10 protein-coding genes are annotated in these 11,902 nt (G+C 72.6%); 3 read left to right on the top strand and 7 right to left on the bottom strand.

Annotation, left to right across the window (positions count from 1 at the left end):
* Positions 1-5 precede the first annotated feature (5 nt).
* From LXT12_RS05045 to LXT12_RS05035, 3 genes are all read left to right on the top strand, one after another.
* Positions 6-1,127: a 3-deoxy-7-phosphoheptulonate synthase gene (locus tag LXT12_RS05045; protein WP_233390076.1), complete on the top strand. Its 1,122-nt coding sequence runs from the start codon at positions 6-8 to the stop codon at positions 1,125-1,127.
* Positions 1,128-1,358: 231 nt separating this feature from the next.
* Positions 1,359-2,030 (top strand): ribose-5-phosphate isomerase RpiA, encoded by a 672-nt coding sequence (gene rpiA / locus LXT12_RS05040; RefSeq protein WP_233390074.1) that lies wholly within the window; start codon positions 1,359-1,361, stop codon positions 2,028-2,030.
* A gap of 8 nt (positions 2,031-2,038) precedes the next feature.
* Positions 2,039-2,629, top strand: coding sequence for a BRO-N domain-containing protein (locus LXT12_RS05035; protein ID WP_233390072.1), 591 nt, complete (start codon positions 2,039-2,041; stop codon positions 2,627-2,629).
* 9 nt (positions 2,630-2,638) lie between these two features.
* Here LXT12_RS05035 and LXT12_RS05030 read toward each other — a convergent pair whose 3' ends face one another.
* The 7 genes from LXT12_RS05030 to LXT12_RS04995 all read right to left on the bottom strand — a co-directional run bounded on the left by LXT12_RS05030 (position 2,639) and on the right by LXT12_RS04995 (position 11,855).
* The gene (locus tag LXT12_RS05030) at positions 2,639-4,192 is read right to left on the bottom strand and encodes a M4 family metallopeptidase (protein WP_233390070.1); all 1,554 of its coding nucleotides are present in this window, start codon (positions 4,190-4,192) and stop codon (positions 2,639-2,641) included.
* 297 nt (positions 4,193-4,489) lie between these two features.
* Positions 4,490-6,316, bottom strand: coding sequence for a methyl-accepting chemotaxis protein (locus LXT12_RS26880; protein WP_304622752.1), 1,827 nt, complete (start codon positions 6,314-6,316; stop codon positions 4,490-4,492).
* 90 nt (positions 6,317-6,406) lie between these two features.
* The gene (gene mnmC / locus LXT12_RS05015; protein WP_233390069.1) at positions 6,407-8,278 is read right to left on the bottom strand and encodes a bifunctional tRNA (5-methylaminomethyl-2-thiouridine)(34)-methyltransferase MnmC2/FAD-dependent 5-carboxymethylaminomethyl-2-thiouridine(34) oxidoreductase MnmC1; all 1,872 of its coding nucleotides are present in this window, start codon (positions 8,276-8,278) and stop codon (positions 6,407-6,409) included.
* Positions 8,275-9,564, bottom strand: coding sequence for an MgtC/SapB family protein (locus LXT12_RS05010; RefSeq protein WP_233390067.1), 1,290 nt, complete (start codon positions 9,562-9,564; stop codon positions 8,275-8,277). The genes mnmC and LXT12_RS05010 overlap by 4 nt, the downstream gene beginning before the upstream one ends.
* Before the next feature lie 200 nt (positions 9,565-9,764).
* The gene (locus LXT12_RS05005) at positions 9,765-11,135 is read right to left on the bottom strand and encodes an MBL fold metallo-hydrolase RNA specificity domain-containing protein (RefSeq protein WP_233390064.1); all 1,371 of its coding nucleotides are present in this window, start codon (positions 11,133-11,135) and stop codon (positions 9,765-9,767) included.
* A 130-nt stretch (positions 11,136-11,265) separates the two neighbouring features.
* Positions 11,266-11,589 carry a type II toxin-antitoxin system RelE/ParE family toxin gene (locus LXT12_RS05000; protein WP_233390062.1) on the bottom strand — a complete coding sequence of 108 codons (324 nt, stop codon included), beginning with the start codon at positions 11,587-11,589 and terminating at the stop codon, positions 11,266-11,268.
* Positions 11,586-11,855 carry a type II toxin-antitoxin system Phd/YefM family antitoxin gene (locus tag LXT12_RS04995; protein ID WP_233390061.1) on the bottom strand — a complete coding sequence of 90 codons (270 nt, stop codon included), beginning with the start codon at positions 11,853-11,855 and terminating at the stop codon, positions 11,586-11,588. Before LXT12_RS04995 ends, LXT12_RS05000 begins: the two co-directional genes overlap by 4 nt.
* Positions 11,856-11,902: the final 47 nt, after the last annotated feature.

The raw sequence follows: 11,902 nt of genomic DNA, 5'->3' as shown, positions 1-11,902 counted from the left end.
CCGACATGAAACCCCTGGACGATCCCGCCCACGACCGCGAGAGCGGCTCGCGCGACGCCACCCGCGACACCACCCGCACCGACGACACCCGCATCGGCGCGGTCCGTGCCCTCATCAGCCCGGCCCTGCTGCTGGAGGAACTGCCCATCCCCGACGCCACGCTGGAGCTGGTGGAGCAGGCCCGCCAGGAGATCGGTGCCATCCTGCACGGCCGCGACGACCGGCTGCTCGTCGTCGTCGGCCCCTGCTCCATCCACGACCACGACCAGGCCATGGACTACGCGCGGCTGCTCAAGGCCGCCCGCGACGAACTCAGCCGCGACCTGCTCCTCGTCATGCGCGTCTACTTCGAGAAGCCGCGCACGACCGTGGGCTGGAAGGGCTACATCAACGACCCGCGGCTGGACGGCAGCTTCCACATGAACGAGGGCCTGCGCCTGGCCCGCCAGCTGCTGCTGGACGTGAACGCCCTGGGCCTGCCCGCCGGCACCGAGTTCCTGGACCTGCTGTCGCCGCAGTACATCTCCGACCTCATCGCCTGGGGCGCCATCGGCGCGCGCACGACCGAGAGCCAGAGCCACCGCCAGCTGGCCTCGGGCCTCTCCTGCCCGGTCGGCTTCAAGAACGGCACCGACGGCGGCATCAAGGTTGCCAGCGACGCCGTGCTCGCCGCCAGCTCGCCCCACGCCTTCATGGGCATGACCAAGATGGGCACGGCCGCCATCTTCGAGACGCGCGGCAACGAGGACTGCCACGTCATCCTGCGCGGCGGCAAGGCGCCCAACTACGACGCGGCTTCCGTGAACGCCGCCTGCGACGCCCTGCGGACCTCGGGCCTGCGCGAGCAGGTCATGATCGACTTCTCGCACGCCAACTCCAGCAAGAAGTACGAGCGCCAGGTCGACGTCGGCCACGACGTGGCCGCCCAGATCGCCGGCGGCGACCGCCGCATCACCGGCGTGATGATCGAGAGCCATCTGCAGCCAGGCCGGCAGGACCTGCAGCCGGGCCAGACCAAGGCCGACCTCAAGCCGGGTGTGTCCATCACCGACGCCTGCCTGGGCTGGGCCCAGACCGAACCCTTGCTGCGCGAACTCGCCGCCGCGGTACAGAAGCGCCGCGAGTGAGATGGAACTGCCCCCGGCCCAACCCCGCGCGCTGAACGCGGCGCGTGTCTGGTCCGCCCCCCGCGGGGGCGGCGACGCTTGCGGCATTGAGCCTCAAGCGTCGCCAGCGCGGGCCGGCTCGGGAGCGGCCCAGCGCTCGGCCCGAATCCCTCGGGTTCAAACTCCTGCGGGTGGCGCGCTCCGACTGAAGTCAAGCCTGCGCCGCCCGCTCCCTTCTCTCCTCATCGCTTCATGAACCAAGACCAGCTCAAGCAACTCGTCGGCCGCGCGGCCCTGGACCACGTCCCCGCCGGCCAGGTCCTCGGCGTCGGCACGGGGTCCACGGTGGACTGCTTCATCGACGCCCTGGCGGCGCGGATCGCGGCGGGGGCCATCGCCATCCCGGGCGCCGTGTCCAGCTCGGAGCGCTCGACCCAGCGCCTGCGCAGCCACGGCATCCAGGTGCTCGACGCCTCGGAGGTCACCGGCCTGGCCGTCTATGTCGACGGTGCCGACGAGATCGACGGGCGCGGCTTCATGATCAAGGGCGGCGGCGCTGCGCTGACGCGCGAGAAGATCGTCGCCGACCTCGCCGAGACCTTCGTCTGCATCGCCGACGAATCCAAGCTCGTCAAGACGCTGGGCCGCTTCCCGCTGCCGGTGGAGATCATCCCGATGGCGGCGGCCCAGCTCGCGCGGCGCTTCGCCCGGCTGGGCGGCGAGGCGCGGCTGCGCGAGGGCGTCGTCACCGACAACGGCGGCCACATCCTCGACGTGCGTGGCCTGGCCATCGACGACCCGCTGGCCTTCGAGACCGAGGTCAACCAATGGCCCGGCGTCGTCACCGTCGGCGTGTTCGCCCGCCACCGCGCCCAGGTCTGCCTGCTCGGCGCGGCCGACGGCGTGAAGACGCTGAGGTTCTGAACCGCGGCATGTCGCGTCCGCCTTTCGGCTTCGATGCGGCGTCGCATGAGCGGCACCACTGGTGGCGCAGCGTGTTGCTGAAGCTGGCGCTGGGCGGCTCGATGGCGTTGCTGCTGTGGTGGGTGGTGGGTGGCGTGCCCGGCGCGCTGCTGGGCCTGCTCGTGGCGGTCCGTGCGCTGGGTCAGGCGCTGGCGCCGGACATCGTTGCGCTGGGAATCATGATGTGGCGCCTGCTGCGCGGCCTGGCGTTCAGGCCGGTGCAGGGCCGCTTCTACCAGTTCAAGGGCCATCGCATCCGCGTCGAGGACGACGGAATGCTGCGCCAGCGTTGGCTGGCATTGGAGGATGTGGCAACGGCCCTTGGCGCGCCGATGCCGGCCGCCTCGCTGAGGCGGCGCGGCTCCGGGTCGCTGCGCGAGCAACGCGACGGCATCTATGTGCTCGATGAAGTGGCGCTGGCCTGGCTGCGCGAGCAGCGCAGCGACCGTGCCGGGCGTCTGGCGCACTGGGTCGAGCGCGAGGTCTGGTATCCGGCCCGTGGCCGCAAGGCGAGCTACACGCAAAAAGGGGCACCCGCGGGCGCCCCTTCCGAAGACTAGCGACGGGCCTCAGTTGCGGCCCACCGCCGTCCAGGCTGCAGCCACTGCATTGGCTTCGGCACTGCCGGTGCCGTAGAGCTCGTTGGCGGCGGCGATGGTGCCGGCACGCGCGCCGGCGTAGTTGGTGGACGAGGTGAACTTCGTCGTCAGGGCGCGGTACCAGATCTTGGCGGCCTTGTCGCGGCCGATGCCGGTGAGCGAGCCCGAGCCGGTGGCCACCCGGGTGTTGCCCGCCACGCAGGTGGGGCTGGTGCCGTAGCTGCTGTTGGTGCCTTCGGCCAGCAGGAAGTAGAAGTGGTTGGCGACGCCCGAGCTGTAGTGCACGTCCAGGCTGCCCACCCCCGAGTACCAGCAGTCCGCCGAGGCGCCGTCGCTGCTGGGCTTGACCATGCTGCGCAGCGCGCCGCCGCCCACCATGATCTTCTCGCCGATCAGGTAGTCGCCGGCGTCGCTGCCGTTGGCGGCATAGAACTCGACCATGGAGCCGAAGATGTCGGAGGTGGCTTCGTTCAGGCCGCCCGACTCGCCGGAGTAGGTCAGGTTGGCGGTGCGGCTGGTGACGCCATGCGTCATCTCGTGGCCGGCCACGTCGAGCGACACCAGCGGCTTGATGCTGGTGCCGTCGCCGTCGCCGTAGGTCATGCAGAAGCAGGTGTCCGACCAGTAGGCGTTGGCGTAGTTGCGGCTGTAGTGCACACGGTTGTAGGCGCCCTTGCCGTCGTTGGCGATGCCGGAGCGGCCATGGACGTTCTTGTAGTAGTCCCAGGTCACGGCGGTGCCGTATTGCGCATCCGAGGCGGCGCTGGCGACGTCGCTCGTCGCGTTGTTGCCCCAGGTGTTGTCGGCGTCGGTGAAGATGGTTCCGCCGCTGGTGCGGTTCTTCATGTTGATCGTGTAGGTGCCGCCGCGGCTGGGGTCGCGCAGCTCGTAGCCGCTGGTGAGGCTGTTGGTCGTCAGCGTCACGTTGCCGCTGTACAGCGTCTTGCCGGTACCGGTGGCGGCGGCGGTGTGGATGTCGTCCCAGGCGTCGAGCTGGCGGCCGTTGGCGGCGTCGACGATGACGTGCTTCTCGAAAGGCGTGCCGTCGGCGTTCTCGCCGGTCAGGGGCACATCCCAGGCCAGGGCAGGCGCCTGGTCACGCGCGTAGATGACGAGTTCGGGCTTGCCCACGCTGCCGGCCTGGGTGCGGGTCACGGCCAGCGCGGCGCGGCTGGCGTTGAGGGCGGGCTTGCCGGCGGACTGGATGCCCCAGTGCAGGTTGTGGTGCATCGCGCGCAGGTTGCCGAGGCGGTCGGTCTGCACGACCAGGTCGCCGCCGATGACGCGCAGGCCGCCGACGGTGCGGTCCATGCGCACGTGGCTGCTGCCGTCGGCGTCGACGATGACGTCGCGCACCTGGTAGGCGTGGTCGCGCCCGTGCAGGCTGAGGCCGGGGAACTGGCGCACATGGTCCTCGGCGCGGGCATGCAGCTGGGCCGCATCGGCGTGGAAGGACTGGGCCTGGGCCAATGAGGCCACGAACGCCATGCTCAACAGGGAGAGGCGGAAGTTGGGGCGATACATCGAAAGCTCCTGGATTGTTGGAAGCGGCGGATCTGCCGCGGGGCGCGCCGGGTCTGGCGGCAGGCCGACTTTCTGTGCACCCGGCATCGGGGGGTGTCGGGAGTCACCCCCAATTGGCGCCCGCGCGCAACAGCGTCCGGCCTTGCGGCCCGGCGTTTTCCCGCGGCAGCGCCTCGCCGTCCGAGGGAAAGCCGCGCTCCAGCCTCGAATCAGGGACGGGCATTTCCGGATTCACAAGAAAAAGCCGGGCAGGGCCCGGCTTGGTGTGGTCGTGGCGGCCGGTGAGGCCGCTTCGGTTCAGAAGGTTTCCCAGTCGCCGTCGTCGACGGGCGCCGCGGCGACCCGCGGAGCGGGCGCGGGACGGGGGGCGACCTCCGGGGCCGGCCGAGGCTTGGCGGGCTGGGCGGCCGGCTTGGCCGCGACAGGCTTGGCCATCGGCGGCTTAGGGGCCGCGGCCTTCGTCACCGGGGCCTTGGGAGCGGGTGCCTTGGCCACGGGCGGCATGGCCGGCGCGGCCTTGGCGAGAGGCGGGCGGGCCGCCATCGGTGCCGCCGAATGGCGGGAGGTGCTGCCGGACAGCTTGAACACCCCGATGGCCTCGGCCATGCGGGCCGACTGCTCGCGCAGGCTCTCGGCCGCGGCGGCCGACTCCTCCACCAGGGCCGCGTTCTGCTGGGTCATCTGGTCGAGCTGCACGACGGAGCCGTTGACCACGCCGATGCCCTCGCTCTGCTCGCGGGCCGCGGCGCTGATCTCGCCGATGATGTCCGTCACCCGCTGCACGCTGGCGACGATCTCGGTCATCGTGGCGCCCGCGGCCTGGACCTGCTCGGTGCCGGAGTCCACGCGCTCCACGCTGGCGCTGATCAGGCTCTTGATCTCCTTGGCGGCCTCCGCGCTGCGCTGGGCCAGGGCCCGCACCTCGCCGGCCACGACGGCGAAGCCGCGGCCCTGCTCGCCGGCCCGGGCGGCTTCCACTGCGGCGTTCAGGGCCAGGATGTTGGTCTGGAAGGCGATGCCGTCGATGACGCCGATGATCTCGTTGATCTTGCGCGAGCTCTGGCTGATCTCGTCCATCGTCGCCACCACCTGCGACACCGCCTCGCCGCCACGCTGGGCCACGCTGGCGGCCGAGCTGGCGAGCTGGTTGGCCGTCATGGCGGCATCGGCCGTCTGCTTGACGGTGCCCGTCAGCTCGGACATCGAGGAGGCGGCGTTCTGCAGGTTGCTGGCTGTCTGTTCGGTGCGCTGGCTCAGGTCGATGTTGCCGGTGGCGATCTCGGCACTGGCCGTGCCGATGCTGTCGGCCGCACCGCGCACCTCGCCGATGAGCTTCTGCAGCGCGCTCTGCATGCCGTGCAGGGCATTGAGCAGCCGGCCGACTTCGTCCTGGCCGCCGGTGGGGATGTCGCGCGTCAGGTCGAACTCGGCGATCGCCTCGGCCACTTCCGCTGCGCTACGCAGCGGGCGGGTGATGGAGGCGCCCAGGGCGAGCGACAAATAGACGCCCAGGGCCAGGGAGATCAGCGCGAAGACGACCAGGCTGGTGCGGGCCCGTGCGTTGGCGCTTTCCAGCTCGCGGGCCGAGTTGTCGAGCTGCTCGCGCTGGGACTTGACGATGGCCTGGGTGGCCTCGCTGAGCCGCGTCACGGCGGGCTGGAATTCGTTGGCATACACCTGCTTGGCGGCGGCCTCGTCGCCGGACTTCTTGGCCTTCATCAGGGCTTCGCGCCCGGTGCGGTAGCCGCCGCGGGCCTGGTCCAGGGCCTTGAGCAGGGCCTTCTCGGCCTCGGTGTCCATGCGCGGCTCGATCTTCTTGAGCACGCCGCTCGCCACTTCGGTGGATGCGGCGGCCGTGGCGGCGAGCTGGTCACCCAGGGTCAGGTCGCCGGACAGGGCGATCGCCTGCGCCCGCGCTTCGCCGCCGCTGACGAGGCGGTAGTACTCGGTCGCGTCGCGTTCGGCCGCCAGGAAGTCGCCATACATCTCCGACGAGCGCGCCGCCATCTGGTTGAGCGCGAAAAAGCCGATGGCCGAGCCGATGAAGGAGATGAGCAGGACCAGGCCGAGCACGAAGGTCAGGCGCTGCGCAATGCTGCGGGAACCCAGCAAACCGTTGAACATGGAGCTTCCTCTTGGAGCCGCTGAGGGCAATCCGGGCAGTTTGCCCGGGCCCCGCGCCGGCGGCGGCCGCCGTGCCGCATCGAACCTGGCCTAAACCGCTGGTTTTCCACGCCGGGCCCGCCTGAGTGCGAAGCGCAGCGGGTCCACGGCCTCGACGAGGTCGGCTTCCAGGGGGTTGGGCGAGCCCAGGGCGAGTGCCGCCGCCAGGCGCCCGGCCAGTGCCGCCCAGGTGATGCCGCGGGAGGCCAGCGCCGTGCAGAGGACGAGGCCCGGCCGGCGTGGCTGCAGCTTGAGCTGGTCGGCCAGGGGGCCGGGGGCGGCCAGGCCACCGATCAGCGGCAGGCGGTCGGGGGCGATCAGCCGCCAGCCGACGCGTCCGGCCAGCGGCGCCTGAGGTATCTCGGCCAGCCCGGCCATCCGGGCATAACGGGCCAGGTTGTCGGCCTGGTCTGCCGCGCGCAGGGCCGGATCGGCGTCGCCGTCCTGGGCCGTGGCCCCGCACCAGAGGCCGCCGTGGCCGTCCGCGATGGCATAGCCCTCGCCCGCGATGGGCAGGGCCGGGCACCAGGGTGCCTGCGGCAGACGGGTGATCTGGCCGCGCTGCACGGTGAGCCCGTCGGCCGCGGGCCCGAGCAGTGGCAATTGGCCGTGGCCGCCCGCCAGCACGACGAGCGGCGCCTGCGCCAGGAGCCCGCCGGCAGCGTCGAGCAGCGCCCAGCCGCCCGGCTGCTCGTGCAGGGCGGCCACGGTCGTCTGCAGCCGCAGCTCGGCGCCGCTGGCCGCCAGCAGGGCTCGGGCATAGGCCGCCGGGTCCACGGCGCCGCCTCCGGGGTAGAACCAGGCCGGGTGGCCGAGGGCCGTGCCGGCCCGGGCCGAGGCGGCCTCGCGCGAGAGCGCCTCCACGTAGCTGGGCGCGTCCTGCATGCGCTCCAGCGGCAGCCGCGTCTCCAGCCGCAGCAGGCCCTGCTGGTGGGGCAGACCCAGCTCGGCGAGTTGGGCCTGGGTAGCCAGGGCCGCGGCGCGGTTGAAGCGGGCATGGGGACCGTCGTCGGGGTTGACCGTGCCGTGGAAGAGCCCGGCCGGGTTGCCCGAGCTGGCCCGGCCCGGGGCGTCGAGGGCGTCGATGACGGTGCAGGCCAGGCCGGCGCGCGACAGCGCCAGCGCGCAGGCCGCGCCCGCCAGGCCGGCGCCGAGGATGACGGCGCTGCGCGCTCCCGGCGCGAGCGGCTCGCGGCCGGCGGGGCGCTGCGGCAGATGGCGCGGCGCGAAGCGGGCCACGCTCATCTGCCCCTTGCTGGCGAAGCCCGGCACGCGCTCGACCTCGAAGCCGGCGGCGGACAGCCCGTCGCGGACGGGCCGCGCCACGCTCCACGTGGCGGCCGTGGCTCCGGGCGCGGCCAGCCGGGCGAGGCCCTTCAGCAGGTAGGCGTCCCACAGCTCGGGGTTGCAGGCCGGGGCGAAGCCGTCCAGGAAGAAGGCGTCGGCCTGCAGCACCAGTTCGCGCAGCAGGCCGCGGGCGTCGCCCAGGCCCAGCAGCAGCTCGACCCGCCCGCCCTCGAAGCCCAGCGTGTGCAGGCCCGGCGACAGCGGCGGCCAGCGCTCGACGAGCTGGGCCGCCAGGGCCGGCAGCGGGCTGCCTTCGTGCGCGCGGGCGAGGTCGTCCCGCCGCAGGGGGTGCTTCTCCACGCTGACGAAGATGAGGCGCGCACAGCGGTCAGTGTCCTGCCGCCAGGCCTCCCAGGTGGCCAGGAAGTTGTTGCCCAGGCCGAAGCCCGTCTCCAGCACGACGAAGCGCTCGCGGCCCTGCCAGCGCCGTGGCAGGCCATTGCCGCCGAGGAAGACGTGCCGTGCCTGCTCCAGCGCTCCGGCGCGGGCGTGGTAGACGTCGCCGAACTCGGCCGACCGGGGCGGCCCGGCCGGGTCGAAGACGACCCGGGCCGGCTCGAGCGGCGCGCGGGTCACGAACCGGCCCCGAAGAGCAGCAGCGCCGCCAGGCCGCCGCCCAGCAGCAGCGGCAGGGCCAGGGCCGGGATGACGAAGCGGGCGAAGCGCCAGCCGCCGGCCGCCACGGCCGTGATGCCGCGCGTGGTACTGTTGCAGGCGAAGGCGAGCAGCAGGCCCAGCAGCACCTGGCCGCGGCCGATGCTGCCGGCGGCCTGCAGGCCCGCGAGCGAGGCGATGGGCGCATGCACGTCGGCAAAGGCCGTCAGCGCCACGGCGCCGTACAGGCCCGAGCGGCCGAAGTGCTCGCGCGCCCAGCTCACCGCCACGGCCACGGCGCCGAGCATCAGCGACAGCACCAGGGCCTCGCGCAGCCGCAGCGGGCCGCGCGGGCCCTCGGGTTCGGGCGCGGCCGGGGTGGCCTCCGCGTCGCGGCGCGAACGCCGGGCCAGCAGCCAGCCCAGGCCGCCGCACAGGGCCGCGCCGAGCAGCGACACCGGCAGCACCAGCAGCGCCGCCTGCGGGGCCATGGCGAAGAGCATGACCTGGGCCAGCAGCCAGGTCGCGCAGGTGGACATCACCGCGCCGGCCGCGCAGGCCAGGGCCAGGCCCGGCTGGGCGCGGGCCCGCGCGCCCATGGCCGCGATGGTGGCCGTGCTCGAGACCAGGCCCGACAGCAGCCCCGACACGGCCAGCCCCGCCTGCGGGCCGGCCAGGCGCAGGGCGACGTGGCCGACGGCCTGCAGCACCAGCATGAGCAGCATCAGGCCGAGCAGGGAATGCGCCTTCATGCCGGCCAGCCAGGGCAGGGGCTGCTGGGGCATCAGCGGCATCACCACCAAGGCCAGGGCGCCGAGCAGCAGGGCGTCGTGCAGCTCCTCCTCGCGCAGCACCTGGGTGGCGAAGCGGTGCAGCCGGGTGCGGGCGGCCAGCAGCGCCGTCATGACGACGGCGGCGGGCGATCCGAGCAGCGGCGCCGTCACGCACAGCGCACCGATCAGGTAGGTGACGAGCAGGGCGGCCTCGGTCGTCAGGCCCGGGCGGCCGCGGCTGCGCAGGTAGGCCATGGCGGCCAGCGCCGTGATGGCCAGGGCGCCGACGGGCACCAGCCCCGGCACGGCCAGGGCCTGGGCGAGGGCGCCGCACATCGACGCCAGCGTGAAGGTGCGCAGGCCGGCGGGTTCGTGGTTGGGGCCGCGGCGCTTGTGGCGCTCGCGCTCCAGGCCGATGAGCAGCCCGCTGCCCAGCGCCGCCGCCAGGCCGACGATGAGTTCGCTGGAGACGCCGAAGGGTTGGGCGCCGTCCATCTCAGTTGTCCATGGTGCTGCGCACCACCCGCAGCCGATGAAACGGGGTATTTGCGGGCCGAGCGCTGGGCCGCTCCCGAGCCGGCCCGCGCCGGCGATGTGCTTGCGGCTCGAAGCCGCGAGCATCGCCGCCCCCTCGGGGGGCGGACCAGACACGCGCCGCGTTCAGCGCGCGGGGTTGGGCCGGGGGCAGCTCCATCTCAGGCCTCGACGGTCTCGCCGTGCTGGGGCACGCGCACGGGCAGGCCGAGTTCCTCCTGGATGCGGCAGCGCAGGGCGTCGGCGGCGGCAGGCTCGCCGTGCACCACGTAGACCTGCTCCGGCGGCCGGGGCAGGGCGCGCAGCCACTGCATCAGGCCGTCGGCATCGGCGTGGCCGGAGAAGCCGTCGAGGTGGCTGACCTCGGCATTGACCGGCACCCAGCGGCCCCGCAGCTTGATCTCGCGCTCGCCGGCCACCATGCGCGCGCCGCGCGTGCCGCCGGCCTGGAAGCCCGGGAAGGCGATGTGATGGCGGGCCTGGGGCGCCAGCGTCTCGATGTAGTTCAGCACGCGCCCGCCGGTGGCCATGCCGCTGGCGGAGATGACGATGGACGGCCGGGCGCGCGGCGCCGCCAGGCTGGCGGCCAGCTTCAGGCTCTGGGCCTGCTTGGTGACGTAGCGCACGCGGTCGGTCAGGCTGCGCGCTTCGCTCGCCGAAATGCGCAGCAGCCGGGCGTGCTTGACGGTCAGTTCGGTGGCCTGTTCGGCCATGGGGCTGTCCAGCCAGATCGGCACGTCCAGCGGCAGCTCGCCGGCATTGCGCAGCCGCTGCAGCACCAGCAGCAGGGCCTGGGCGCGGCCGACGGCGAAGCTCGGCAGCAGCACCGAGCCGCCGCGCTTGAGCGTCGTGCGCAGCACCTGGGCCAGGCGGGCCTGCACGTCCTCGGCCGGGTGCAGGCGGTTGCCGTAGGTGGACTCGATCATCACGATGTCGGCGGCCGGCGGGACCTGCGGCGGCGGCATCAGCAGGTCGCCCACGCGGCCGATGTCGCCCGAGAACAGCAGCGAGCGCCCGCCGTGGCTGACGTGGATGGAGGTGGCGCCGAGCAGGTGGCCTGCCGGCGTGAAGCGCACCTGGGTGTCGCCGAGCGTGAGGCGGCCTTCCCGCGGCAGGGGGGCGAATTGCGCCATCGTCGCCTCGGCCTCGCGTACGCCGTACAGCGGCAGTGCCTTCTCGTGGCGGCTGGAGCCCTCGCGGTTGGCGCGCTTGGCGTCTTCCTCCTGCAGGTGGGCGCTGTCGCGCAGCAGCACGTCGCAGAGGTCGCGCGTGGCGGTGGTGGCGTAGATGGGGCCCTTGAAGCCCTGGCGGCGCAGTGCGGGCAGGTAGCCGCAGTGGTCGAGGTGGGCGTGGGACAGCAGCACGGCGTCGAGCTCGCTGGCCGGCGCGCCCAGCGGCATCCAGTTGCGCTCGCGCAGGGTCTTGAAGCCCTGGAACAGGCCGGCGTCCAGCAGCAGGCGCTGGTCGCCCAGGGTGAGCAGGTGGCGCGAGCCGGTGACGGTGTCGGCGGCGCCGAGGAAGGTGATTTTCATGGGGCTCCCAGGGTTTGCATCGCACCCGATTCGAGCAGTTGCACCGACGGGCCGGGATGATCCAGCGCAAGCCGCGGCGCGCGGGCGACAAGGCCGGCGGCGCCGGCGATCCAGGTCGACTCCGTGCCCATCAGCGCACTTGCAGCAGGCGCCGCGCCAGCAGCCCGCGCAGGTCGCGCCGGACATCGCAGACGATGTGGATGTAGACGACCTCGGCAGTGGGCTCGTAGATGACCCGGTTCCTGCCCGAGATGAGCTGGCGGTAGCGCTCGCTGCCGAGTTCGCGGACCTCGTCGGGAACGGCGCCCGACAGCGGGGAGGCTTGCGGCGTGTCGACCGTGGCACGCAGTCGGTTCAGCGTGTCTGTCCACGCCGGTGCGCCGAACTTCTTCAGAACATCGCGGCGGATGTCGCGCAGGTCCTGCTCCGCCCCGGGCAGGAAGACCACCTTCACGCGGCGTCGTCCTTCTCAAGGTCAGCCAACACTTCATGGGCATCGCGCATGCGGCCTGCTTCGATGTCGCGCTGGCCCAGCGACAGCAGTTTCAGGAGCGCAAGCGTTTCCTGCTGGCGCTCGTAGGCATGCACGTCCATGACAACCAGCCGGGCCTCACCGTTCTGCGTGATGAGCAGGGGTTCGCCGGACTCCGCGATCTCGTTGGCGATGCTGGCCGCGTGGCTCTTGAGATAGCTGATGGGCTTGACTTGCGCACTGAGCATGGCGGAGCTGCCTGAAAGAATGCGGGCCGAATATAGACCGAATACGG

The organism is Pelomonas caseinilytica (assembly GCF_021353235.1).
GTDB classification, from domain to species: Bacteria; Pseudomonadota; Gammaproteobacteria; order Burkholderiales; family Burkholderiaceae_C; genus Pelomonas; species Pelomonas caseinilytica.
Note: the sequence above shows the minus strand (reverse complement) of the source record. Positions and strands in the feature narration are given on the sequence as shown.

What these genes read in the sequence shown, in the direction of transcription:
- LXT12_RS05030 (WP_233390070.1), bottom strand. Translation starts at nt 4,192, where the DNA reads ATGTATCGCCCCAACTTCCGCCTCTCCCTGTTGAGCATGGCGTTCGTG.
- rpiA (WP_233390074.1), top strand. Translation starts at nt 1,359, where the DNA reads ATGAACCAAGACCAGCTCAAGCAACTCGTCGGCCGCGCGGCCCTGGAC.
- LXT12_RS05035 (WP_233390072.1), top strand. Translation starts at nt 2,039, where the DNA reads ATGTCGCGTCCGCCTTTCGGCTTCGATGCGGCGTCGCATGAGCGGCAC.
- LXT12_RS05010 (WP_233390067.1), bottom strand. Translation starts at nt 9,564, where the DNA reads ATGGACGGCGCCCAACCCTTCGGCGTCTCCAGCGAACTCATCGTCGGC.
- LXT12_RS05045 (WP_233390076.1), top strand. Translation starts at nt 6, where the DNA reads ATGAAACCCCTGGACGATCCCGCCCACGACCGCGAGAGCGGCTCGCGC.
- LXT12_RS04995 (WP_233390061.1), bottom strand. Translation starts at nt 11,855, where the DNA reads ATGCTCAGTGCGCAAGTCAAGCCCATCAGCTATCTCAAGAGCCACGCG.
- LXT12_RS26880 (WP_304622752.1), bottom strand. Translation starts at nt 6,316, where the DNA reads ATGTTCAACGGTTTGCTGGGTTCCCGCAGCATTGCGCAGCGCCTGACC.
- LXT12_RS05005 (WP_233390064.1), bottom strand. Translation starts at nt 11,135, where the DNA reads ATGAAAATCACCTTCCTCGGCGCCGCCGACACCGTCACCGGCTCGCGC.